Source organism: Nocardia caishijiensis NBRC 108228, from assembly GCF_001612825.1.
GTDB classification, from domain to species: Bacteria; Actinomycetota; Actinomycetes; order Mycobacteriales; family Mycobacteriaceae; genus Nocardia; species Nocardia caishijiensis.
This window is the reverse complement of sequence record NZ_BDBE01000006.1, coordinates 119890-144793: the sequence shown is the minus strand read 5'-3', so window position 1 is coordinate 144793 and position 24904 is coordinate 119890. Positions and strand designations below refer to the sequence as shown.

At 66.5% G+C, this 24904-nt stretch carries 17 protein-coding genes; 13 read left to right on the top strand and 4 right to left on the bottom strand.

Annotated features, from left to right (window positions below; all coding sequences use genetic code 11):
* The first annotated feature begins 13 nt into the window (after nucleotides 1–13).
* From NC7_RS01360 to NC7_RS01320, 11 genes are all read left to right on the top strand, one after another.
* On the top strand, nucleotides 14–517 hold the full coding sequence (locus NC7_RS01360; protein ID WP_067977806.1) for a DUF732 domain-containing protein: 504 nt from the start codon (nucleotides 14–16) through the stop codon (nucleotides 515–517).
* Nucleotides 517–1506: a cutinase family protein gene (locus tag NC7_RS01355; RefSeq protein ID WP_067977803.1), complete on the top strand. Its 990-nt coding sequence runs from the start codon at nucleotides 517–519 to the stop codon at nucleotides 1504–1506. The genes NC7_RS01360 and NC7_RS01355 overlap by 1 nt, the downstream gene beginning before the upstream one ends.
* Nucleotides 1507–1659: 153 nt before the next feature.
* Nucleotides 1660–2679: an LLM class F420-dependent oxidoreductase gene (locus NC7_RS01350; protein ID WP_067977802.1), complete on the top strand. Its 1020-nt coding sequence runs from the start codon at nucleotides 1660–1662 to the stop codon at nucleotides 2677–2679.
* Nucleotides 2680–2893: 214 nt separating this feature from the next.
* Nucleotides 2894–4807, top strand: coding sequence for a long-chain-fatty-acid--AMP ligase FadD32 (gene fadD32 / locus NC7_RS01345; protein ID WP_067977800.1), 1914 nt, complete (start codon nucleotides 2894–2896; stop codon nucleotides 4805–4807).
* 94 nt (nucleotides 4808–4901) lie between these two features.
* On the top strand, nucleotides 4902–10133 hold the full coding sequence (gene pks13 / locus NC7_RS01340; RefSeq protein ID WP_067977798.1) for a polyketide synthase Pks13: 5232 nt from the start codon (nucleotides 4902–4904) through the stop codon (nucleotides 10131–10133).
* 5 nt (nucleotides 10134–10138) lie between these two features.
* Complete coding sequence (locus tag NC7_RS01335; protein ID WP_067977796.1) at nucleotides 10139–11683, top strand: acyl-CoA carboxylase subunit beta; 1545 nt, start codon at nucleotides 10139–10141, stop codon at nucleotides 11681–11683.
* Nucleotides 11684–12605: 922 nt separating this feature from the next.
* On the top strand, nucleotides 12606–12908 hold the full coding sequence (locus NC7_RS01330) for a WXG100 family type VII secretion target (RefSeq protein ID WP_067977794.1): 303 nt from the start codon (nucleotides 12606–12608) through the stop codon (nucleotides 12906–12908).
* An 8-nt stretch (nucleotides 12909–12916) separates the two neighbouring features.
* Nucleotides 12917–13216 carry a WXG100 family type VII secretion target gene (locus tag NC7_RS28270; RefSeq protein ID WP_159372840.1) on the top strand — a complete coding sequence of 100 codons (300 nt, stop codon included), beginning with the start codon at nucleotides 12917–12919 and terminating at the stop codon, nucleotides 13214–13216.
* Nucleotides 13217–13271: 55 nt separating this feature from the next.
* Entirely contained in the window at nucleotides 13272–14909 is a 1638-nt protein-coding gene (locus NC7_RS28855) for a hypothetical protein (RefSeq protein WP_167352393.1), read from the top strand.
* 197 nt (nucleotides 14910–15106) lie between these two features.
* A complete protein-coding gene (locus NC7_RS28850) occupies nucleotides 15107–15376 on the top strand; it encodes a hypothetical protein (protein ID WP_157101794.1) in 270 nt (89 codons plus the stop codon).
* A 22-nt stretch (nucleotides 15377–15398) separates the two neighbouring features.
* The gene (locus tag NC7_RS01320; protein WP_201449849.1) at nucleotides 15399–15752 is read left to right on the top strand and encodes a Uma2 family endonuclease; all 354 of its coding nucleotides are present in this window, start codon (nucleotides 15399–15401) and stop codon (nucleotides 15750–15752) included.
* A gap of 74 nt (nucleotides 15753–15826) precedes the next feature.
* Here NC7_RS01320 and NC7_RS01315 read toward each other — a convergent pair whose 3' ends face one another.
* Together NC7_RS01315 and NC7_RS29940 are read right to left on the bottom strand one after the other, a co-directional pair.
* Complete coding sequence (locus tag NC7_RS01315) at nucleotides 15827–16324, bottom strand: peptidylprolyl isomerase (RefSeq protein WP_067977789.1); 498 nt, start codon at nucleotides 16322–16324, stop codon at nucleotides 15827–15829.
* Nucleotides 16325–16513: 189 nt separating this feature from the next.
* On the bottom strand, nucleotides 16514–16852 hold the full coding sequence (locus NC7_RS29940) for a hypothetical protein (protein WP_236573190.1): 339 nt from the start codon (nucleotides 16850–16852) through the stop codon (nucleotides 16514–16516).
* Here NC7_RS29940 and NC7_RS29935 point away from each other — a divergent pair.
* Both NC7_RS29935 and NC7_RS01305 read left to right on the top strand, forming a co-directional pair.
* Nucleotides 16842–17144, top strand: a complete 303-nt coding sequence (locus NC7_RS29935; protein ID WP_236573192.1) for a hypothetical protein — start codon at nucleotides 16842–16844, stop codon at nucleotides 17142–17144. The two genes, NC7_RS29940 and NC7_RS29935, sit on opposite strands and share 11 nt — an antisense overlap.
* Before the next feature lie 470 nt (nucleotides 17145–17614).
* Nucleotides 17615–20947, top strand: a complete 3333-nt coding sequence (locus tag NC7_RS01305; protein WP_067977786.1) for an arabinosyltransferase domain-containing protein — start codon at nucleotides 17615–17617, stop codon at nucleotides 20945–20947.
* 71 nt (nucleotides 20948–21018) lie between these two features.
* Here NC7_RS01305 and NC7_RS28845 read toward each other — a convergent pair whose 3' ends face one another.
* Both NC7_RS28845 and NC7_RS01300 read right to left on the bottom strand, forming a co-directional pair.
* The gene (locus NC7_RS28845) at nucleotides 21019–21180 is read right to left on the bottom strand and encodes a hypothetical protein (RefSeq protein ID WP_157101793.1); all 162 of its coding nucleotides are present in this window, start codon (nucleotides 21178–21180) and stop codon (nucleotides 21019–21021) included.
* Between the two features lie 152 nt (nucleotides 21181–21332).
* On the bottom strand, nucleotides 21333–24857 hold the full coding sequence (locus tag NC7_RS01300) for an arabinosyltransferase domain-containing protein (protein ID WP_067977783.1): 3525 nt from the start codon (nucleotides 24855–24857) through the stop codon (nucleotides 21333–21335).
* Between the last annotated feature and the right edge of the window lie 47 nt (nucleotides 24858–24904).

Below are 24904 nucleotides of genomic sequence, written 5' to 3'. Positions count from 1 at the left end.
GAAAGACATCTTCATGCATCGGATCCCTGGCAAGGTAGCCGGATCGGTCGCGGCCCTCGCGGCCGTCGCCCTGCTGTCCGCCTGCGGCGACAACGACTCGACCGCCTCGCAGACACCGACCCTGTCGTCGAGTGCGAGCGCCGCCGCGTCGGCGACCACGCAGGCACCCGCCACCTCGGCGGCCGAGGACACCACCTCGGCGGCGCCGGAGGCCGAGACCTCGGCGCCCGAGCAGCCGCAGGTCGCTCCCACCGTCGAGCAGACCCCGGCCGCGGGCAAGGACAAGGCGTTCCTCGACGAGCTGGCGAAGAACGGCATCCACCCGGCCGACCAGACCAGCGCGATCACCGCCGCCACCTACATCTGCTCGGCGAAGACCACCGGTGCCAGTGACGCCGACATCGCCACCTTCGTCGCCGCGATGGCTGGCACCGATGCCGCCTTCGATCCGGCGAAGATGGACGTCAACAAGGCCGCCGAGGTCTACATCGCGGCCGCGAACGCCACCTACTGCTGATGAATCCCCGACCGACGCGACGTACCCGCGGGTTCCGGCCCGCGGGGTGTCTGACGGTACTCGCGCTGCTCGTGCTGGCGATCATCGTCATCGTGCTGCTGTGGTACCTGCTCGCGGGCCGGTTGCGTGAGCCGGGGCCGACGCCGCCCGGGCCCCCGCCGCCGACGTCGCAGTCGGCGGATTGTCCCGATGTGATGTTGCTGTCGATTCCCGGTACCTGGGAGTCGGCGAGCAACGACGACCCGTACAACCCCACGGCCAATCCGATCTCGCTGATGCTCAGCATCACCAATCCGCTGCGGGCGCAGTTCCCGGAGAACCGGCTCGAGGTGTACACCGTGCCGTACGTGGCGCAGTTCTCGAACCCGATCGCCATCCCGCCGGACGGTCAGGCGTCCTACAACAACAGCCGTACCGAGGGCACCGCGCGGGCAACCGACATCCTGGCCCAGCGCCACCAGCAGTGCCCGCTCACCACCTACGTGATCGCCGGTTTCTCGCAGGGCGCGGTGATCGCCGGTGACGTGGCCGCGCAGATCGGCGCGGGCAACGGCCCGGTTCCCGCCGACCGCGTCCTCGGCGTGACCGTGCTCGCCGACGGCCGCCGCACCGCGAACACCGGCCCCGGCCAGCCGACCGAGATCGGCGACCCGCCGCCGACGGGCGAGGGTGCCGAAGTCGCGTTGCGGGGGGTGAACGTGCCGGGCATCACCATGACCGGCCCGCGTGAGGGTGGTTTCGGTGAGCTGGCACCGAAGGTGTTCTCCATCTGCGCCCCCGGCGACATGATCTGCGACGCGCCGCGTGAAGCTCTCAATCCGGTGAACGCGCTCGGCAGTCTGGCTGCGCTGATCCGCTCGGCTGGCAACCCCGTTCACGCGCTCTACGCGAGCAACACCGTCGACGCGCAGGGCACCACGGCCACCCAGTGGACCGTGAACTGGGCAAGCGAACTCATCCAGAACGCCCCACATCCACCGCATTCCTGAGTTTCGCAAGACGAGGTTGTCACAGTCACAGGGGCGCCATGTTTGGCGTCGTTCATGCCTCGCTGTGACATCCGCAGTACTGTTCGCTCGCACGCTGTAAAGTGCGCTGGTGATTGCGCCCGAACACACCGGAGAGCCAGGAGCGAAGAGTTCATGACCGAAGCTGGGGCACCCGTCGGTGAGTTGACCGCGCTGGGTACGCCGCTGCGTCCGTTCCGTTTCGCCGCGGCGGGCGAGGGCAACAAGCAGGAGGGTGGCGCGCGCAAGTTCGTCCAGACGGCACAGGAAGCCGAGGAGATGGGTTACGACACGTTCGTCGTGCCCGATCACCTCGGTGACCAGATCGGTCCGATCGCCGCGTTGGGCGCGCTCACGCAGGCCACGAGCAAGATCCGGCTCGGCACCTCGGTGCTGGCCAACGGATTCCGCCATCCTGTCGTGCTCGCCAAGGATCTGGCGACCATCGACGTGCTGTCCAAGGGCAGGCTGGAGGTCGGCGTCGGCGCGGGCTGGATCAAGGAGGAGTTCGAGAACGCGGGCATCCCGTACGAACGCCCCGGAATCCGCCTGGAGAAGCTCGACGAGTCGCTGACCATTCTCGACACGCTGCTGCGTGGCCAGGAGTGCAACTTCGAGGGCAAGCACTACCAGGTGCGCGGCATCAAGGGCACGCCGCGCCCGAGGCAGGGCCCGCGTCCGCCGCTGTGTTCCGGTGGTGGCGGCCCGAAGATGCTCGCGCTGGCGGCCAAGCACGCCGACATCGTGTCGATCGTCCCGCAGACGACCAAGAACGGTAAGGGCCTGCTGTCGGGCATCACGCTCGAGAAGACGATCGAGAAGGTGAACATCGTCAAGGCCGCTGCCGGTGACCGGTTCGCCGACATCGAACTGAACTGGGCGATCACCGCCATCGTCATCACCGACGACCGCGAGAAGACCGCCGAGATGGCGCTGCGCGCGATCGACCGCGGCCTGCACCCCGACCTCGAGGTCGACGTGGAACTCACGGTCGAACAGATCTTGAATTCGCCGTACATCGCGATCGGTACGTTCGAGGAAATCGCCGAACAGATCAAGCGTGTGCGCGAACTCACGTCGATGTCGTATGTGGGCATCTTCCCCACCCAGATGGACGCGTTCGCGCCTGTCATTCCGCTGCTGCGGGAGGACTGAGCGGGGGTTCTCTGTAACATGACTCTGGTTTGAGAACATCTAGCCGATAGCGGTCTACCGCGCAGACCGCTCGAAAATCCGCTGGTTGTCTCCGATGCTCGCTCCGGCGTGCGCCGGGGGCCGGTGGCGATAGCGAGTCGTGGCCGCACCGGCGTCAACGTCGAAATGCGTTGGACGAATTCACCGGTGACTCGGCCTCGGAGGAGAAGAAGGAATGGAAGAGACTTTCGACGACTACCTGGACGAGACCGGGAACATCGTTATTCCCGAGGGTCGGACCCTGGTCGATCACGTCGAGAAGCACACCCGTAACGATGCGAACACGCTCGCGTACCGCTACATCGACTATTCGCGGGAACGCGACGGCGAGGTGCACGAGCTGACCTGGCAGGAGTTCGGAGTTCGGCTGCGCGCGGTGGCCGCTCGCCTGCAACAGGTGACCAACCCGGGCGACCGGGTCGCGATCCTGGCGCCGCAGGGCCTGGACTACGTGATCTCCTTCTTCGCCGCGATCTACGCGGGCACCATCTCGGTGCCGCTGTTCGATCCCGACGAGCCCGGCCACACCGACCGGCTGCACGCCGTGCTCGGCGACTGCGAGCCGTCGGCGATCCTCACCGCTACCTCCTCGGCGGCAGGCGTGCGCCAGTTCTTCCGTTCGCTGCCCGCCGCGCAGCGCCCGCGCATCATCGCCGTCGACGCGATCCCCGACACCCTCGGTGACTCGTGGGTCCGCCCCGACACCGCGATCGACGACATCGCCTACCTGCAGTACACCTCGGGTTCCACCCGCACCCCCGCCGGTGTGGAGATCACGCACCGCGCGGTCGGCACCAACCTGCTGCAGATGATCAAGTCGCTGAACATGAACGAGAACTCGCGCGGCGTCACCTGGCTGCCGCTGTTCCACGACATGGGCCTGCTGACCGTGATCCTGCCCGCCGTGGGCGGCAAGTTCATCACCATCATGTCGCCGAGCGCGTTCGTGCGCCGCCCGTCGCGCTGGATCAACGAGCTGGCCGCCGTCTCCGACGGTGCGGGCACGTTCGCGGCCGCGCCGAACTTCGCGTTCGAGCACGCCGCCGCGCGTGGTGTGCCGAAGGCGGGCGAGTCGCTGGACCTGTCGAACGTGATCGGTCTGATCAACGGCTCCGAGCCGGTGACCGTGTCGTCGATGAAGAAGTTCAACGAGGCGTTCGCGCCGTTCGGTCTGCCCAAGACCGCCATCAAGCCCTGCTACGGCATGGCCGAGGCCACGCTGTTCGTCTCGGCGACCAAGGCCGAGGACGAGGCCAAGTACCTCTACGTCGACCGCGACGAGCTGAACGCGGGTCGGATGGTGCGCGTCGAGCCGACCGCGCCGAACGCCATCGCCCAGGTGTCCTGCGGTTACGTCGGGTTGTCGCAGTGGGCCGCGATCGTCGATCCGGAATCGATCGACGACCCCAAGGGCGGCCGTGAGCTGCCCGACGGCCGGGTCGGCGAGATCTGGCTGCACGGCAACAACATGGGCATCGGCTACTGGGGTCGCCCCGACGAGTCGGCCAAGACCTTCCGCAACAAGATCGCCGAAGCGCAGCCCGGCGGCCACACCGAGGGCACCGAGCCCGGTGCCGACTGGATGCGCACCGGCGACTACGGCGTGTACTTCGAGGGCGAGCTGTACATCACCGGTCGCGTGAAGGACCTGGTGATCGTCGACGGACGCAACCACTACCCGCAGGACCTCGAGTACTCCGCCCAGGAGGCCTCAACGGCGCTGCGCCCCGGTTTCGTCGCCGCCTTCGCGGTGCCCGCCAACCAGCTGCCCGCCGAGGTGTTCGAGGCCGACAGCCACTCGGGTCTGAAGTTCGACGCCGACGACGCCTCCGAGCAGCTGGTGATCGTGGCCGAACGCGGCCCCGGCGCGGGCAAGGCCGACCCGGGCCCGATCGCCGACGCGGTGCGCGCGGCGATCTCGCAGCGCCACGGTGTCACCGCACGTGACGTGCTGCTCGTGCCCGCTGGTTCCATCCCGAGGACCTCCAGCGGCAAGATCGCCCGGCGGGCCTGCAAGGCCGCCTACCTCGAGGGAACGCTGCGCGGTGGTTACACCCAGCAGGCTTTCCCCGATGCACCGGAAGAGTAATCGGCCGACCGGCTCGGAGATGACGCCCGGACAGACCACGCCGGGCGTCATTCCACGGCGCGCCCTGTACGCAGACAGGTAGCTTGAGGAATTGATGGCTGACAACGAGGGCACGCCCACCCAGAACCCTGACCTCCCCGCGGAGCAGACCGAACTCTCGGTCGCCGAGCTGCGTGACTGGCTGCGCCGTTGGGTCGCCGACGCGACCGGCCAGTCGATCGACGCGATCACCGTCGACCGGCCGATGGAGGAGTTCGGGCTCGCCTCGCGCGACGCGCTTGCCCTCGGCGGCGACATCGAGGACCGCACCGGTGTGTCGCTGGCTCCCACGGTGATCTACCAGCACCCGACCATCGCGTCGCTGGCCGAGATCATCGTCAACGGTGAGCCCGAGGAGGTCGTGGAGTCGGCCGACGAGTACACCGCGAGCTACAGCCCGAGCGAGGCGCACGACATCGCCGTGGTCGGCCTGTCGACGCGGCTGCCGAGTGCGGGCGACACTCCCGAGTCGACCTGGGAGTTCATCATGGGTCGCGGCGACGCGATCCGTGAGCTGCCCGAGGGCCGCTGGGACGAGTTCCGCGCCGATCCGTCGGTCGCGGCGGCCATCGAGGCGGGCAACACCCTCGGCGGCTACCTGGACCAGGACGTGGTGAAGGGTTTCGACGCGGAGTTCTTCGCGATGTCGCCGGTCGAGGTGGAGCGGGTCGACCCGCAGCAGCGGCTGATGATGGAGCTCACCTGGGAGGCGCTCGAGCACGCGCGCATTCCGGCCAGCGAGCTCAAGGGCGGCAAGGTCGGCGTGTTCGTCGGCTCCTCGACCAGCGATTTCCAGCTACTCGCCTCGCTCGGTCTCGGTGACCGCGACCCGGATCTGCCGGTGTCGGCCGAGGGCTACGCCCTGCTCGGCGCGTCGACCGGTGTGATCGCCAACCGTGTCTCGTACTTCTTCGATTTCCGTGGCCCGTCGATCACCGTCGACACCGCCTGCTCCTCGACCATCGTCGCCGTGCACCAGGCCGTGCGCGCGCTGCGTGACGGCGAGGCCGATGTGGCGCTCGCCGGTGGCGTGAACATGATTCTCGCGCCCGTCATCACGCTCGGTTTCGACCAGAACGGCGCGGTCGCCAAGGACGGGCACATCAAGGCGTTCTCGTCCGATGCCGACGGCATGGTCCGCTCCGAGGGCGCGGGCCTGGTTGTGCTCAAGCGCCTCGTCGACGCCGAGCGCGACGGCGACAACATCCTCGGCGTCATCAAGGGCTCCGCCGTGAACTCCGACGGCCGCTCCAACGGCCTGTTCGCCCCGAACCCCGACGCCCAGGTCGACGTGCTGCGCGCCGCCTACCGCGACGCGGGCATCGCCCCGTCCTCGGTCGACTACATCGAGGCGCACGGCACCGGCACCCCCATCGGCGACCCGATCGAGGCCGACGCCCTGGCCCGCGTCATCGGCCGTGGTCGCGAGGCCGACAAGCCAGCACTGCTCGGTTCGGTGAAGACCAACTTCGGCCACCTCGAGTCCGGTGCGGGTGTGCCAGCCCTGGCCAAGGTGCTGATGTCGTTCCAGCACAACGTGATTCCGCCGAACATCAACTACGCGGGCCCGAGCCCGTACATCCCGTTCGAGCAGGCCAACCTCGAGGTGGTCGACGAGCCGACCGAGTTCCCGCGCTACAGCGGTGTCGCGACCGTCGGTATCTCCGGGTTCGGTTTCGGTGGTACCAACGCGCACGTGGTGCTGCAGGAGTACGTGCCCGCACAGCCCGTCGTCGCGGAGGTGTCGTCGGAGCCGGTCGAGGACGAGGAGACCACCGATGTGGTCGCCGAGGCCATCGCGATCACCGAGGCAGCAGCCGAACCCGCCCCGCTCGAATGGGACGGCGACCGCGCCGAGCCGCTGCCGGTGATCCTCGCCGTCTCCGCGTACCTGCCCTCGCGCCGCAAGCGCGCCGCCGCCCAACTCGCCGACTGGCTCGAGGGTGCGGGCAAGGATGTGCCGCTGGCCGATGTGGCCCGCTCGCTGGCCAAGCGCAGCCACCAGCGTTCACGCGGTGTGGTCGTCGCCAAGACGCACGAGGAGGCCGTGGCCGGTCTGCGCGCGATCGCCGAGGGCAAGCCGGGCGCCGGTGTGTTCACCGCCGACTCGCCCGCGTCCAACGGTCCGGTGTGGGTGATGGCCGGTTTCGGCTCCCAGCACCGCAAGATGGCCAAGCAGCTCTACGGCGAGAACTCGATCTTCCGCAAGACCGTCGACGAGGTCGACGAGCTGGTGCAGGACGAGGCCGGGTACTCGATCCGCGAGATGTTCCTCGACGACGAGCAGGACTACGACGTCGGCACCTGCCAGGTCGGCATCTTCACCATTCAGGTGGGTCTGGCCGCGGTGTTGCGCGCACACGGCGCGGAACCCGCTGCGGTCGTCGGTCATTCGATGGGTGAGGTCGCGGGCGCCTACATCGCCGGTGGTCTGTCCCTCGAGGACGCGGTGCGCGTGATCTGCGCCCGCTCGCGCCTGATGGGTGAGGGCGAGCAGATGCTCACCGACGACGAGGTGCGCAATATGGCACTGGTCGAACTCAGCGCCCACGATGTGGCCCAGCTGCTGCCGCGCTTCCCCGATGTGGAGTGCGCGGTGTACGCGGCACCGACCAACACCGTCATCGGCGGGCCACGCGATCAGGTGGAGCAGATCGTCGCCGAGGTCGAGGGAATGGGCAAGTTCGCCCGCATCCTGCCGACCCGAGGCGCGGGCCACACCTCGCAGATGGACCCGCTGCTCGGCGAACTCGCCGCCGAACTCGCGGGCATCGAGCCCACGTCGCTGAAGGTCGGCCTGTACTCGACCGTGCACGAGGGCCTGTACTTCAAGCCCGGCACCGACCCGATCCACGACGAGCCGTACTGGGTGAAGAACATGCGCCACAGCGTGTACTTCACCAACGCGGTCAAGGCCGCCGTCGACACCGGGCACACCACGTTCCTCGAGCTGGCGCCGAATTCCGTTGCGCTGATGCAGGTTCTGGGCACCACCTTCGCGGCCGGTGTGCACGATGCCCAGCTCATCCCGACGTTGAAGCGCAAGGAGGACGAGTCGGCCGGTGTCATCGGCGCGCTCGCCCAGCTCTACGTGCACGGGCATGCGGTGAACCTGAGTTCGCTGCTGCCCGAAGGTGATTACGCCGACGTGCCGCGTACCGCGTTCGTGCGCAAGGAGTACTGGCCCAAGGTCTCGATGTCTTCGGGTGGCAGTTCCCGCGTGCCCGGTGCGCACGTCGCCATGCCGGACGGTCGCCATGCCTGGGAGGTCTCGGCCGCTTCGGTCAGCGACCTCACCGCTCTGGTGAAGGCCGCGGCCGCACAGGTGCTGTCCGATGTCGCCGTCACTGTGACGCACCCGCATGCCGAGCTGCCGACCTCCGGCACGCTCACCACCACGCTCACCCCGCACCTGGGTGGGGCTTCGCTGCAGGTGCACGCCAAGACGCCGGTCGGGTTCGCCCTGCTGTTCGACGCGGTCGTCACCTCCGGTGCCGCCCTGCCCGAACCCGTCGCGCCCGTCGCTGTTCCGGCCGCCGAGCCCTCGGCCGCCGAGATCGCCGTCGCCACCAGCGACCGCTGGGACCCCAACGGCACCGAGACCGTCGAGCAGCGGCTGTGCGTGATCGTCGCCGAGTCGATGGGTTACGCCGTCGAGGATCTCCCGATGGAGATCCCGCTGATGGAACTCGGCCTCGACTCGCTGATGGCCATGCGCATCAAGAACCGCGTCGAGTACGAATTCGACATCCCGCAGCTGCAGGTCTCGGCCGTGCGCGACGCGAGCCTGCACGAGGTCGCCAAGGTGCTGCGCTACGCGATCGAGCACCGCGACGAGGTCGCGGCGATGGCGGAGAAGCAGGCCGCCGCGCGGGCCGCGGGTGAGGACGTGGAGCTCGGGGTCGACGCGAACTTCGTCGAGGCTGCCCGTGCCGCCATCGCGGCGGGGGATGACCCGTTGGTCGCGGCCAAGGCTGCCGGGGCCGAGCTGCCGTCGGAAAGTGTTGCGGGTGAGTCTGATTCGGATGCTGTCGGCGCCGATAGCGCTGTCGCCGACGCGGTTTCCAACAGCGGCGCTGTCACCGACACGGCCGGGAACGGCGGGGCTGTCGCCGGTGTGGTGGCCACCAACGGTGCTGTCGCTGAGCCGTTTTCGGAGGGCGCGGCCGACATCGACTACTTCGCCGATGCGAGCGCCTCGGAGGACAACGTTCCGCCACGTGACGCTGCCGAGCGCCTGACCTACGCCACCTGGGCTGTCGTCACAGGTGCTTCGCCCGGCGGCATCTTCAACACCCTCCCGATTCTGGAAGAGGAGGTCGCCGAGAAGATGGCGGCGCGCCTCACCGAGCGGGTCGGTGCGGAGGTCACCGTCGACGACGTGCTCGACTGCGAGACCATCGAGCAGCTGTCCGACATCGTGCGCGGTCTGCAGGACAGCGGGGCCGATGTGGACGGGTTCGTTCGTCCGCTGCGGGCCCGCGTGGAAGGGTCCGACGCCGTTCCGGTGTTCGTGTTCCATCCGGCCGGTGGCAACACGCTCGTCTACGAGCCGCTGATGAAGCGCCTGCCCGCCGACACCCCGGTGTACGGCTTCGAACGGGCCGAGGGCTCGATCGAAGAGCGGGCCAGGGAGTACCTGCCCGAGCTTCGCAAGATCCAGGGCAACGGCCCGTACGTGCTGTACGGCTGGTCGCTCGGTGCGGTCCTCGCGCTGCAGGTCGCCCAGTTGCTGCGCGAAGAAGGCGCGGACGTGCGACACGTGGGTCTGATCGACCTGGCCATGCCGGTGGAAGACGAGGACAACAGTTTCGAAGAGCGCGTACGCCGCCTCGAGCGCTACCAGGCCTTCGCCAAGAAGACCTACAACGTGCCCGCCGAACTCGATCGCGAGCAGATCGAAGAGCTCGCCGCCGCGTCCGATGCCGAGCAGATGACGATCATCGGTGACCTCGTGAAGCTGAGCGGCGCGAAGATCCCGGGTGGTGTGCTCGAACATCAGCGCACTTCCTGGATCGAGCAGCGCGCTCTGCAGCAGGCGCAGCCGCGTCGTTACGACGGTGATGTTGTGCTGTACCTGGCCGACCGCTACCACGACGGCGCCATCGAACTCGAGCCGCGTTACGGAGATCGCCGCCCCAACGGCGGCTGGGACGAATACATTCCCAACCTGGAGATCGTCCACATCCCGGGCGACCACCTACAGATTGTCGACGAACCGCGGATCGGCCAGATCGGTGCCGACCTCGCTGCCAAGCTGGCCGCGATTTCCGCAAAGGGAGATTGAGTTAGTTGAGCACGACCGCCGAAAAGCTTGCCGATCTGAACCAGCGGCTCGAGCTCGCCAAAGAGCCCGCGGGCGCGAAGGGTATCGAAAAGCGGGCGCGTAAGGGCATTCCCAGCGCCCGCGACCGGATCAACATGCTGATGGACCCGGGTACCTTCGTCGAGATCGGTGCGCTGGTGCGCACCGCGGGCGACCCCAAGGCGCTCTACAGCGATGGTGTGGTTGCCGGGCACGGGTTGGTCGACGGTCGACCGGTCGCGGTGTTCTCCCACGACCAGACCGTGTACGGCGGTTCGGTCGGCGAGGCGTTCGGCCGCAAACTGTGTGGGCTCATGCAGTACGCGTCCAAGGTCGGCATCCCGCTGGTCGGCATCAACGACTCCGGTGGCGCGCGCGTGCAGGACGCGATCAGTTCGCTCGCCTGGACCGCGTGGCTGGCCACCAATGTGGAGCCGCTCTCGGGCATGGTGCCGCTCGTCTCGGTGCTGTTCGGCAACTGTGCCGGTGGCGCTGTGTACCAGCCCATCTGCACCGACGTCGTCGTGGCGACCGAGGACACCAAGATGTTCGTCACCGGTCCCAAGATCATCAAGCAGGTCACCGGTGAGGACGTCAGCCTCGAGGAGCTGGGCGGCGCCCGCACCCAGGCCGAGAACGGCAACATCCACCATGTCGCCAAGGACGAGGCCGCGGCCTTCGAGTGGGTGCGCGAGTACCTGAGCTACATGCCGTCGAGCTGCCAGGAACTGCCGCCGATCGTGAACCCCGGCATGGAACCGGAGATCACCGATTCCGACCGCGAACTCGACTCGATCATGCCCGACTCCGACAACGCCGGTTACGACATGCACGACATCCTGTTGCGCATCTTCGACGACGGCGAGTTCAAGGAGATCAGCGCGGGCACCGCCCCGAACATCATCACCGGTTTCGCCCGTGTCGACGGCCGCAGCGTCGGCGTCGTCGCCAACCAGCCGATGGCCGCCGCCGGTGCCCTGGACGCGCGCGCCTCGGACAAGGCATCGCATTTTGTCCGCCTGTGCGACGCGTTCGAGATCCCGCTGATCTTCGTCGTCGACACCCCCGGCTTTCTGCCCGGTGTCGAGCAGGAGAAGGTCGGCGTGATCAAGCGCGGTGGCCGTTTCCTCTTCTCCTACGTGGAGGCGTCGGTCCCCAAGATCACCCTGGTGGTGCGCAAGTCCTACGGCGGCGGCTACGCCGTGATGGGTTCCAAGCAGCTCGGCGCCGACATCAACCTCGCCTGGCCGACCGCCCGCATCGCCGTCATGGGTGCCGAAGGCGCGGTCTCCCTCCTCGGCGCCGCCCAACTGGCCGCCGCCCCCGAAGACCAGCGCCCCGCGATCCGCCAGAACCTGATCGACTTCTACAACGCCAACATCGCCACCCCCTGGATCGCCGCCGAACGAGGCTTCATCGACGCGGTCATCGAACCCTCAACCACCCGCCTCGAACTTCGCCGAGCCCTGAAGTTGCTCCAGGACAAGAAGATCCAGCGCAACCCCCGCAAGCACCACGTCCTGCCGCTGTAGCTCGCCCACGGCTGCCTGCCGTGAAAGTCGCGGCAGGCAGCCTAGCTAACGCCCACGACTGGTGCGGCGCTCGTCTCGGGTCGTGAACTGCACTGCCACAGCGGCTTCCGAGCCGACGATGCCGGCGACCTGGTTCTGACGCTCGCCGTGGAAGCTCTGCATCTCCACGCGCACCTGCGGTTCGAGCAGCAGACCCCGACCCCTGCTGAACCCAGACTCTACCGTCGGCCGGTCACCCACAGTCCTGACCGAGCCCCGAACCGAGCACCCAGGGGGGCCGGTGTCGTGTCCCACTTCCCCGGACTCCCGATCGCTATGCCCCGATAGACCTTCTCGGCCAACACTTCTGGCCGCGCGTCGCATCGGACGCGTGGCGTGGGTTGGACCGTGGCGAAGGTGTGCACTCCCGGCCGTCACGGTGCGTACGTGCGAGGCGTACGACTGGGGTACTCGCAGACGGCTGTTTAGTGGGTCGACTGTTCCCCGATCGGGCTCGTCGGTGACGACCGCAGCGCAGCCCACCTGGCAGAACCCGGGAACGAAACGACTGGTCGCGTCCGAGCACGGGAACATCGACCTGCTCTTGGCATCAGGACGAACGCTCGGCGCTGGAGCATGCCTGCGTGATACGGGTAGGTTTGCCGCTACTGTGCGAATAGCTGGTGTCTGTTTCGTACCCAGGCCCTCGGCGAGCGTTGGTAGCGCTGCCGGGGGCCGAACTATTGTGGGCGACGTTACACCCGAAAGCTGTTGATCAGCAACAATGTTGCTTCGCCCGGCGCGGAAGCCCCTGCGCGGTGGTTGGATTAGCTCGCAGTGATCCTCTCCGCAATTGGGACGGGCCACATGGCCCAGGGCTGGCCTGCTCGGGGATGGGTTGATACTGTCCGAATCTGCTATATGCCTGAAGGGGAGGGGATCCATGAGTGGCAGCGTCTCAGTCATACCCGAAGAAGTTCAGGAGATCGGTAGGGTCGCCTATCGGGTGGCCACCGACCTGCGGTCCGGGGCCGACTCGCTGGACACCTCCATCGTGCAGTTACTCGCGTCATGGACTGGTACCGCGGCCGAGTCATATCAACGTGCGTGGGGCGACATGCAAACTGGCTCACGCCGTGTGTGGGATGAACTGTTCGAGCTCGCAGAAAAGCTGGGAGTTACCGCCGAGACCTTCCAGGCGACCGACACTGGAAGCGCAGAATCCATTTTCTCTCTAGATTTGTAGGATATCGCGTGAGTGAATCATTCAGCGTAGACCTCGATGACCTCGAAGAGGTCACCATTCGTATCCGAGGATATCAACAGTATCTGACAGATGGACTCGCTGATTTGCAACAGCGGATTGACGCACTGAATTCATCGTGGGAAGGAATTGCTGCGGCGGCATTCGCTGAGGCGCACCGCGACTGGGGTACCGCTGTCGCGGACATCGGTAATGCATTGACCAGTTTGTGCGACGCCGCACAGTCTGCCCGCAGCAGCTACTCCGACGCCGGGGATACCAACACGCGAATCTTTCAGCGCCGGTCTTGACCGTTGAACTTGGACGAGAGTTTAGAAAATGGCACCTATTAAAGTGGACCCGCAGGTGTACTACGAAGCAGCAAAATCAATGTACGCGGGGTTGGCCGAATTAAAGAGCGGCGTCGCGGATGTGTTGAATCCGCAGATGGTGGGCACGGATGGAATGGGGGGAAATGATCAGGTTTCTTCCGCCTGGAATACTGAGTATTACAGCAAGTCTGAGTGCTTTATCGATACGGTTGTTGCCTACGGTCGTGCGTTGCATACCGTGGGCCGGATGTTTGATCTCGCTGGCTTCAATTGGCAGGTCGCGAATTACGACGCCGATGTCGAATCACGGACCGGCGAACGTCCGTCGATGCAGTACGCGTCGTCTGATGCCGGATGGGCACGAGATAATATCAAGATCCCCGACTCGCTCCCGCCGCCCTTTACGACACCCAATCGAGGTCTCACGACCACACCGATTGAACTTCGCGACGACATACTTTCCGTATTTCGAAGTGCGGGTACGGATGTCACCGACGGTGATACCGATGCGCTACGAAAGGCTGCCGCCGCATGGACTGCTTTCGCTGAGCATTCCGCTTGCCTTGCTGCACCTGGAAACCTACAGCAATTATCGGATTCTCTTGGATCCCTCCAAGCGCCGGAAACGCAAGATGTCGTTGACATCCTTACCACAATAAAGACCGCAGTCGTCGGCATACGGTCTGCCGCATGCGGATTTTCTTCAGGAATCGCTGACTTTTCGAGCGCTGTTGCCGACTTCCGGTCGAAACTGGTGGCCGCAACGCCGGGAGCGTTCCCCGGTACCCTGGAGGGCATGGCGGTTGCTCCAGTAACGGCCACGGCTTCGGCGCAAGCTGTGGACATTCGGGCGGCGGTCGATTTCGATGCTTCGGAGATCACAAGCGCTGCAACTACGCTTTCCAATTCGATCGCGGGGCATCGAGTTTATGATCTGGGGCAACGCCCCAATTTCCCTGATACTGAACAACTGGCCGGGATCAAGACTTCATTGGAGGAGATCGCAAATTCCCCTATTGATGAGATAGCAAACCGCGGGAGCTGGAAGTCAGGGGTGGTCAAATGCACACTGAACCCTGAGGGTCAGCGCGACTACGGCAATGCGAATGCCAACATGAGGGAATGGGTCGACGATGCGGTGCTGTATGGAAACCAAGCTGGTGTGGATCCTCGAGTAGTACTGGCCATTTTGTACCAAGAAGGAGGAGACCGCGCCGAGAGCGCCCTCCAGGAGAGCGCGAGCTGGGGCTACGACGCTTTTAGATATGTCACCACGAGGCCCAGAGAAGTGACTGATGGATACGGGAACTCTCTGGGAATAACGAACATGAAGGAAGAAACATTCAATAAGCTCAAGGAGAAGTATCCCGAGGAGTTCGCTGGGAAACAGTGGGCGCTCGTTGCCGACGACGACTCGTTGGCCATCAAGGCGGCAGCCTTCAACCTCAAACGCATCCAAGAGGAGTTGGGAGGAAAAGCTCCAGATGGGCTGCAGGAGAATTATACGCGGGATGAGTATTTGGCGGCGGGATATAATTCGGAGACAAAATTCTTGGATACCTATATCCCGAATGAAGAGTTCGGCCCCGCCGCCAAGGACTATATCAACCGATTTGATATCTCACGCCAGATAGCTTCGGACATGATCGATGGTGTATATACATGCAAGTAGGCCGAAAGGGTAATTACGGTCGTTGGCTTGGGGGTTCACTACTAATCGTTGTGATCCTGGGCGTTGCGTCGTACTGTTATGCACGAGAAACGCCGAGCTCAGTGGCTCGGAGGCATGCCGAACAAACGGTGATAATCGGACATCAGCGCGTGCATTTCGAATCCAACTGTGGAAATGTCGGATGCTCTTACGAGTACATGTATCTGGTTGATACGGGTGACGGCTGGGTTGACAAGATCTCCGGTCCTGGTTTGACCATGGGTGGGCGTTTTTCTCTTGGTGGTCCAGCACCTTACAACTGGGGCATCAAAGGAAAGTTCGAGGATGGTTGCCACATGACTGCCAGCCCACAGGATCCGGCCTCAAAGGACCTGACGAAATGGGATATCGACCCCGCTGATGTGCAGCGACTTCGGGCGGGGGATATCACGGCGGTAAGACTGGGTTTCGTCTGCGGTGAAGGATAGGGGGCTGACGCGTGTCCTGCTCGTGCTGCGGCCCGAACTATGGCTGTTCCTGGAACGCGGGCTGAAGTCGACTCGTATCGGGCCGGTCGCGCGCGGCCGGATGGTGCGCTGGCGCCGACCGGCGTCTTCGCAGGTCAGCCTGAATGGGCCGATCCGCCACGGTCAGGACACCGACCGTCGGGATCGTTGCGAGAAGCCGCGCGCCTACGCCAGAACCGGCATTCCGATATACCTCCTGGTCGATCGGGAGAAGGGTTCCGTCGTGGTGCGGAGCAATCCGGTCGACGGCGAATACGAACGAATTCTCATCCAGCCCTTCGGGGCACAGGTTCCGATTCCTGATCCGGTCGCATCACTCTCGATACCGAGCCGCTGAAAGCCCGGGTCGCTTGATACGGAACGGGCCGCCACCGGTAACGACGGTGGCGGCCCGGGGCAAGCGTCGGAAGATCAGGAGACGGTTGCGGATTCGATGATGACGTCGTCGACGGGGACGTCCTGGTGGGGGCCCGCGTTGCCGGTGGGGACGGCGGCGATCTTGTCGACCACCTCGGTGCCGTCGACGACCTTGCCGAAGACGGCGTAGCCCCAGCCCTGGCCCTGGGGGGCCGTGTGGTTGAGGAAGGCGTTGTCGGAGACGTTGATGAAGAACTGGGCGGTGGCCGAGTGCGGGTCGTTGGTGCGGGCCATCGCGACGGTGTACTTGTCGTTCTTCAGGCCGTTGGCGGCCTCGTTCTGGATGGGCGCCTCGGTGGGCTTCTGCTTCAGGCCGGGCTCGAAGCCGCCGCCCTGCACCATGAAACCGGGGATGACGCGGTGGAACACGGTGCCGTTGTAATGGCCGGAGTTCACGTACTTCACGAAGTTGGCGACCGTGTTCGGCGCGGCCTGGTCGTCCAACTCGAGCACGATCGGTCCGTGGTTTGTTACGAGATTCACCTTGGTCATGTGGTCGAGTCTAGGGACGCGGGGGGTGCGGAAGATACCGGGGTCGGCCGCGCCGGGAAATTGTGGAGGCCCGCGTGCGCACCCGAACGCACGCGGGCCGATTTCGCACACCGGTGTGCTTCACCCGATTTGCGGTGACTTCGTCGCGTTACCCGTCACCGCGACAACACCCGTGAAAAGGACCCGCTGTCAGGGGCCGACGGTAATCGGCACCGACGGAGTGGTGGTGTTGTTCACCTTGTAGGTGGCCGTCACCGTTCCGGTGGTCGAGCTGGTCGGGCAGCCGAAACCACCGGTCACCTTGATGGGGGCCGACGCATTGGTCAGCGACACCGTCGAGGGCGCACCGTTGGTCCACGAACCGGCGACGTTGGCCGGGGCGGTGGGGGCGACGACGGCGGTGCAGGTGGCGAGACCGGAGGTCTTGATCACCGCGCCACCGGTGGGAATCACCAGGCTGCCGGTGATGGGCGAGCCGTTCTGACCGGTGATCGCCCAGCTACCGCTGGTGGTGACGGTGGCGCTCACACCCCACATGCTCGTGGTGCAGCCGGTGATGCTCGGTGCCGCGATCGGTACCGTCACCGGTCCGCTCGGGTTCGAGTTGTTCGGTGCGGCAGGTACCGCGCCGGTGGTGCTCGAGGTCGTGCAGGTCACCGTGACGCTGCCCGCCACGAACTTCACCGTCCCCGAATTGGTTGCCGAAACGCTCGCCCCGGCGGGCGAAACGGTGGTGGATCCGGCGGCGTGCGCCGGTCCCATTCCGAAGGCAATTGCGGCTGCCGCACAACTCACGGAAGCCAGGGCTGCACGCGTATAGAAATTGATATGGCTCATGCGTACTCCTAGGTGAAGCCGACAGACTTTCGGATGAAAGCTGTCACGTCCAAGAATACGAATGTGAATTGTTTGTATCGCTCGATTCATCGCGACGATTTCGTGCGGGATCTTTCGTGAAAAGGGCACGTGCGCGGCGATTTCGGCCTTAGAATGCACTGACGTTACTGTCTGTAACAGTTACCGCACTTTTTATCAACTTGGACAACCGGCGCTGGTATCATCGTTCAATCCCTGTGCCAACTGCGGTCCGCTGTCGCCGTCGCGAGCAGAGCTGGATCGATAGCAGAATCGCATCACCCGGAAGCAAATCGGGCTGACTGCCGAATCATGGCCTCCACCAGGCCAAACCTAATGAAATGCTTGAACTTCACACTGTGCCCCGGATGACTCCGCGACCGCTGGCTCGTGCACACCAACACTGAGTCAACCCAGCAGATACCATGGCGAACCGTGCCAGACGCCGCAACAGCTGTTCTCTCCAAGCCACCCGCAGAACCGGTGGCCTCCGCGAAGGACTTCCGGATCGCGCGATGGATCGCGCTGGTCGCCGGACTCCTGGGCGCCGTGTTCGCGGTGGCGACGCCGTTCCTGCCGGTCACCCAGACCACCGCGCAGCTGAACTGGCCGCAGAACGGCAAGCTCGGCAACCTGCAGGCGCCACTGATGTCGCAGGTGCCGATCGACCTGAACGCCACCATCCCGTGCGCCGCGGTGGACCGGCTGCCCGCCCAGGGCGGCATGCTGCTGGCCACCGCTCCGCCGCAGGGCGACGGCGCCGCGCTCGAGGCGCTGTTCGTGCGCGTCTCCGACACGGCCGTCGACGTGGTCGACCGCAACGCGGTGGTCGCCTCGGCGCCACGCGCGGAGATGGGTGCCTGCTCGACCATCACCATCAGCTCCGACCAGCACCGCACCCGCGCCGCCTTCACCGACCTGACGACGGAGATCGAGCGGCCGATCCCCGGTCAGCCGGGTGCGACGGAGACCGTCCGGGTGCCCGTGGAGGGCGAGCTCGGCGGCGACCTGCGCCCGCAGATCGTCGGCGTGTTCTCCGACCTGGAAGGCGAGGTCCCGCCGGGACTTTCGCTCACCTCGACCATCGACACCCGGTTCTCGTCGAGCCCGTCGGCGATGAAGCTCGTCGCGATCATCGCGGCCGTGCTGTGCACCCTGCTGGCACTCGGTGCGCTCGCCCAGCTCGACGGCAGCGACGGGCGCGGGCACCGGCGGTTCCTGCCGAAGAACTGGCTGAAGCCCACCTGGGCCGACGGCGCGGTGATCGGCACGCTGCTCGTCTGGCACTTCGTCGGCGCCAACACCTCCGACGACGGCTACATCCTGTCGATGGTCCGGGTCGCGCCCGAAGCGGGCTACATGGCCAACTACTTCCGCTGGTACGGCGTGCCGGAGGCGCCGTTCGGCTGGTACTACTACGTGATCCAGGTGTTCGCTGAGATCTCCACGGCCAGCCCGTGGGTGCGGGTGCCCGCGCTGATCTGCGCGATCCTGTGCTGGATGGTCATCAGCCGCGAAGTGGTACCCCGCCTCGGCAACGCGGTCAAGCGCAGCCAGGTGGCGCTGTGGACCGGCGGTCTGGTGTTCCTCGCCTTCTGGCTGCCGTTCGACAACGGCCTGCGTTCGGAGCCGATCGTCGCCCTCGGCGCGCTGCTCACCTGGGTCTCGATCGAGCGTGCCATCGCCACCGGTCGCCTGCTGCCCGCCGGTATCGCGGTGCTCGTGGCCGCCTTCACGCTGGCCGCGGCACCGACCGGTCTGATGTGTGTGGCCGCGCTGCTGGCCGGTATCCGGCCGCTGGTGCGGATCATCGTGCGACGTCATCGCCAGTTCGGTACGGCAGCGCTGCTCGCGCCGATCGCCTCGGCGGGCGTGCTCGTGCTCACCGTGGTCTACAGCGACCAGACCTTCGCCGGTATCCAGGAGGCCAACCGGGTGCGCCAGGCCACCGGCCCGAACCTGGCCTGGTACGAGGACTACCTGCGCTACTACTACATGTTCGTCGAGACCGTCGACGGTTCGCTGGCGCGGCGCTTCGCCTTCCTGGTGATGCTGCTGTGCCTGTTCACCACGCTGCTCGTGCTGCTGCGCCGCCGTCAGGTGCCCGGTATCGCGTCGGGTCCGACGTGGCGGTTGATGGCCGTGGTGTTCGGCACGATCTTCTTCATGATGTTCAACCCGACGAAGTGGACGCACCACTTCGGCGCGTACGCGGGCATCGCCGGATCGCTGGCCGCCGTCACGGCCGTGGCCGTGTCGCAGAGCGCGTTGCGATCGCGCAAGAACCGGGCCATCTTCCTCGCCGGTCTGCTGTTCGTGCTCGCCCTGTCGTTCTCGGGCATCAACGGCTACTGGTACGTGTCCAGCTACGGCGTGCCGTGGTTCGACAAGACCATCTCGCTGAACGGCGTGCACTCCAACACCGTGATGCTGATCCTGTTCGGTGTCGGGTTGGCGCTGGTCGGCTGGTACGCGCTGCGCGAGGACTATGTGAAACCGCAGCCCTCGGCGAAGACCAAACGCGGCAGGCGGATTCGCAAGTTCGCCGCCATCCCGCTGACCGTGGTGGTCGGGTTGATGGTCGCGTTCGAGGTGCTCTCGTTGGTGAAGGGCGCCACCCAGCAGTACCCGGCGTACTCGCTGGCCCGCTCCAACATCGACGCGCTCGGTGGACAGACCTGCGGCCTGGCCCGTGACGTGCTGGTCGAGGCCGACCCGAACGGCGGCAGGCTCGACCCGATCGTCGACCCGTCGCGGCCGCTCGTCGACCCCGCCGACCCGCTGCGCGGCACCCTGGCCGAGGGCTTCGGCCCCAACGGCGTGCCGAGCGACCTGTCCGCCGACGCCGTCGAGGTGAAGCCGGGTACCGGCAACACCAGCAACCAGTCGGTCGGCGCCGCCTTCGCCGAAGGTGAGAGCGCGGGCACCGGCGGTGGTGAGGGCGCGCGTGGCGTCAACGGCTCGACCGTCGCCCTGCCGTTCGGTCTCGACCCCGCCCAGACGCCGGTGCTCGGCTCCTACCAGGAGGGCATGCAGCAGCGCGCCCGCCTCGAGTCGTCCTGGTACGGGCTGCCGGAGCGCAGCGAGGAGTCGCCGCTGGTCGTCATCAGCGCGGCGGGTCGCATCGCCTCCAAGGACGACACCGGCGCCGACAAGTACGGCCAGTCGCTGCTCGTCGAGTACGGCACCCGCAACCCCGACAGCACCGTCACCCCGCTCGGCACCTACCAGCCGCGCGATATCGGACCGGCGCCGTCGTGGCGCAACCTGCGTGTGCCGCTGGCCGAGCTGGCACCCGAGGCGAACGCGGTGCGCATCCTGGCCAACGACCCGATCCTGATCGGTGACCAGTGGCTGGCGTTCACCCCGCCCCGCGTGCCCAAGCTGCAGACCCTCGACAGCTTCATCGGCCGCACCCAGCCGGTGCTGCTCGACTGGGCCGTCGGCCTGCAGTTCCCGTGCCAGCGTCCGTTCGCGCACGAGAACGGCGTGGCCGAGGTGCCCAATTACCGCATCCTGCCCGATCGGCCGCTGGCCATCTCCTCGACCGACACCTGGCAGGCCCAGGAGCACGGTGGCCCGCTCGGCTTCGCGCAGATGCTGGCCGCCCGGGTGACCATCCCCACCTATCTGAAGGACGACTGGGCCCGCGACTGGGGTTCACTGGAACGCTACGACCAGCACATACAGGCCGAACCGGCCCAGCTGGAGACCGCGACCACCGGTCGCGACGGGTTCTGGAGCCCGGGACCGCTGCGGGTGTTCTGAGGCGGGAAAGCGTGAAGGCGGGGACCACCATGGTGGTCCCCGCCTTCGGTTCGTATGCCGTGAGTGGGTGGTCAAACGTTGAGCAGGCGACGGTTGAGATCGCGGCGTAATACCTCCTGGGAGGGCAGTCTTTCCAGCACCCGCATCACGGCAGGTCGTAGTTCCTTCTTCTCGTCGTCGCTGAGCAGGTCGACGAGATCCCGCAGGTCCATGTCATCGAAGGCTCCTGTCATACCCACCAGGGTACGTGCCCAAACCTGAGAACGGGCCAAGATGCGCGGGTCCTTAACGGGTGCTTCACCGAACCGAAATGTGCAGTGACACTGGGGTTTTGGTGAAACATCAGCGCAACTGCCCGATCGCTGCCCTTGCACCGCCCCAGTCTCTACCGCGCCCGGATGTCCGGTTCCTTCGCCCGTCCGGACTGCTCGACGACCCGGACTCCGATCGCGGCGGGCGGCGCGGGCTCGTACGGCGTGAACCGTTCCAGCGATCCCCAGTCGCGGCCGAGATCGCGATCCAGATAGGTGGGCACAGTCTCGGCCCTCATCAGCGGACCTGTCCAGCCGAGCGGGCCGCCACCGATGTCGTCCTGCCAGGCGTTGGCGGCGTCCGAGCCAACCCGGTCGGGCAGGATTCGCCACTGCGGCGCCTCCGCGACGCCGTCGTGATGTTCGAACGGGCGCTGGCAGGGGAACGCGAGGCCCACGTGCCAGTCGAGCAGCACGGGGTCGGTGTGGCCGACCACCGAGTCGAGGGAGGCCAGCCTCGGCAGGCGCGGCGGGGTCACCGCGAGCCACTGCTTCTGGGTGATGTCGTTGTCGGTGGCAACCAGACGCACCGCGTTCACGCCCTCGGGCAGGTTCGCCAATGGCACGCGCAGGTTGCGCCACGACGGCGACGGGCCGATGTCGAGGGGCTGAATCGAGCCGGTGACCTGCACCGATCCGTCCTCTCCCCGGGTGCCGTACTCGACGACCAGGTCCTGGCCGTAGTGCACAACGCCGTCGTTGTCGACGTAGCGGATGCGGCCCGCCGCGGTGACGACCAGCGCCTGGTAGGCGGGATCGTCGCGCACGGCGTCGACATCGGCCCGGTACCACTGCGAGGTCAGCTTCGCCTGCTGCTGCACACCGTCCTGGTAGGAGCCGAGCACCGGCGTGCGGGCCGGGTCGAGGCCGAACGGCAGGGCGACGGTGCTGCCGTTGATGCCCGCCTCGGTGCTGGTGCCGCCGCCGGTGCCCGCGCCGGTGGTGTTGGTCGTCTTGTTGGCCGAATCCTTGTCGACGGAGTTGGCCCCGCCGACCACCGTCTCGTCGGCGTCGGCGGTGAGGTCGGCGGCCACACCGTTCGGGGTGAAGGCCACCGATTCGGTGCTCAGCCCGTCGGCGGGGGCGCCGGTGATCGGGGTGAGCAGGGAATCGGCCGTATTCGTCTCCACCAGTACGTCGTTGGCCAGGGCACACGTATTGCCCTGCAGCGACTCGATATTCGACTTGGCGATCGAATAGGCCGGGTACTGCGTGACCGCGCCCTTCAGCATCGACGCCACCTCGAACGCCACGAGCAGCGCGGCCGCGATCGTCAACGGCATGGTGGCGAAACGGTCGAAACGGGCTGGGCGCGAAGGCTTGCGGTACGGGTCGCGCAGGTGGAAGTACAGGGCTACCAGCAGCGCGAGCACACTGAGCCCGAGCAGCAGCGTGGACACACCCTTGCCCGCGACCATCGGCGCCTTGTCCCAGAACGGCACACCGAAGCTGGACACGTACCACCAACCGTTGGAGCCCGTGAAGGTGAGCGCGAGCAGGAACAGTACCGCCGCCGTGAACAGGGCCCTATTGCGTGGCGCCCGAATACCGTTGGCGCCCACCGCGACCGCGGCCAGCGCGGCGAGCGAACCGGCCAGCCCCGCGTACACACCGAAGTGGTGCGTCCACTTGGTCGGTGTCCACATCATCAGCAGCAGCGCACCGAACACGATGCCGAGGATGCGCACCGAGGGGCCACGCGAAGTACCTGGGATGCGGCCCTTGCGCAACACCTGGAGGATGCAGACCAGCAGGCACAGCAGCATGACCAGGACGCCGAAACGCCTGGCCAGCGAGCCGTCGGGGGAGAGCATGAACAGCGAATCCCAGCGGGTGCGTTCATCGAACCATGCCGCGTTGGGGCCGACCAGGGTGCGCACGCGGGTGGCTTCCATGACGGTCGCCAGCGTCTGATCGGCGAAGACGACGATCAGCACGAGGGTGCCTGCCGCTATGCCGGGTGCCAGGAGGGCGCTGTAGCGGAAGATCTTCGCGGCCAGGGAAAGTCGACCGGACATGGCGGCGGCACCGTGCTTGTCCGTGGTGATCGGCGGCGCACCGACTGCGCTGTCCTCAGGGGACTCGGATGATTCTGTGGGCGATGCGGGGGTGCCTGTGGCGGACCTGCTCACCACGCGTGCGGCATCGTCCGCATCGGTGACATCCGCCGCCGTGGCCCGGTCAGCACGCGACCTCCCCGCCTCTTCGGCCGCGAGTCCGTCTCTGTCAGCGGCGATTTCGCGCGGGCGAAGGCCCTGCGCCCGTTTGATGATGATCTGCATGACCGGGCGCGTGCCCGCGATGAGCGCGGCGATGCAGATCAGGCCGGTCGGACCCGCTGCCAGGGAGAACGCGGCGATGAGGATCGCGAGGGCGGCGGGGAGCAGGCGGGCGGTGGCGATGGCGCGTTCGATCGCGCACCAGGTGAGCAGGGCGCCCGCCGCGATGAGCGGTTCGGGGCGAAGGCCGTTGTCGTAGGGGAGCCAGAAGGCGAGGAACACCAGACCCGCCGTCCACAGCGCCACCTTGTCGCGACGCACCCGGGCACCGAGGCGGGGCAGCACCTCCCGGCTGATCACCGCCCAGCACACCAGGCCCGCGGCCAGTGCGGGCAGCCGCATCCACGGGCTGGCGTCGGAGACCTTCGTCATCCAGGCCAGCAGCTCGTAGGACCACCCGAACGGGGCCTCGGGGACCCCGAACCAGCGGTAGTAGTTGGCCATGTACCCCGAGGGCCCCGAGGCGCGCGCCATGTTCAGGATGTAGCCGTCGTCGGAGGTGTTGGCGCCGATCACGTGCCAGCCGAGCAGCGTCGCCACCACGACCACGTCGGTGGGCGTGATCCGCCACCAGTGCCGGGGCAGGAAGCGGCGGGCGCGGCGGCCGTCGGCGCGATCGAGCAGGTGCAGGGCGACCAGCGCGGCGATGGTGGCGAGTGCGGCCACGATCATCACCGCCAGTTTCAGCGGCGTCGGGGTGGAGGTGAAGCGGGAATCGATATCGGCGTGGAACCGGGCGCCGGTGAGCTGGGATTCATCGAGATCGGTGTACACACCGACGATCTGCGGCCGCTTGTCCACGGTGACGGTGTTGCGGAACGGGCTGCCGTCGGCCCGCGTCACCCCGACGAACTCGACGGTCGTCGCGGCGATGGTCGAGTCGATCGCGATGTGGTCGCAGTTCGCGATCTCCTCGATCGGCGCCGACAGCATCGGCACATCGCGGGCCTGTACCGTGAGCACGCCCTCGCGCGCGACGACACTCAGACCCTTGGTGATCTGCCCGGACTCGGCGGGGATCGTCGTGAGCAACGTCGTCGGCCGCGGTGTGGGGTTCTCGCCCTCCGGGCCGCGCACGTCACTGCCGGGCAGTCCGCGCAGCACCGGGCACGGCAATTGCGCGTTCACCTGCTGGGGCACATACGACACGAGTGGTGCTTGCACACTCGTCGCACCGGCCTGCGGCCAGTCGAGGCTCGCGCGCTCCTGGCGCACCGGCAGCAGCGGTGTGAGCAGGGCAAGGACGAACCCCAGCAGCCCACACACGAGGGCGATCAGGCGGTATCGGGTGAACGCTCGTTCAGATCGGTCCGGTCGCACGGGGGTTGATGCTAGCCACCCAACCTGTGCGCGCGGGGGCGCCGCGT